Below are 281 nucleotides of genomic sequence, written 5' to 3'. Positions count from 1 at the left end.
GCGAACGCCGTCGAGCACTCAATCAACCAGTAGGGCAAGCGCCTGGCCTGCCTGGGCCTCGGTGTCTGAAACGTCCTCGAACTGTCCACCCATGGCAACGATGGGGGACACTGCTGAGGTGCCTACCTGCGCGAGCATGTCGGGCACCATTCGACATACCGTCTGCCCTGCAGATACCTGCTGGCCCTGCTGAAGAACTGGCATAAAAACCCCTTCGGGGGCTTTGACCGTGTCTATGCCTAGGTGAACCATTATTCCCGTCTGCTTGCCGAGGCTTACCA

General features: G+C 59.4%; 1 protein-coding gene. It reads right to left on the bottom strand.

Annotated features, from left to right (window positions below):
- Positions 1 to 18: 18 nt before the first annotated feature.
- Positions 19 to 281 (bottom strand): PTS glucose transporter subunit IIA (locus QP381_RS08995; protein ID WP_285068661.1); only part of this gene is annotated, 263 nt, incomplete at its 5' end.

The sequence above is a fragment of the Pauljensenia sp. UMB6358 genome (assembly GCF_030216865.1).
Taxonomy (GTDB): Bacteria; Actinomycetota; Actinomycetes; order Actinomycetales; family Actinomycetaceae; genus Pauljensenia; species Pauljensenia turicensis_A.
The sequence above is the reverse complement of the archived record's forward strand: the minus strand, read 5'-3'. Positions and strand labels throughout refer to the sequence as shown.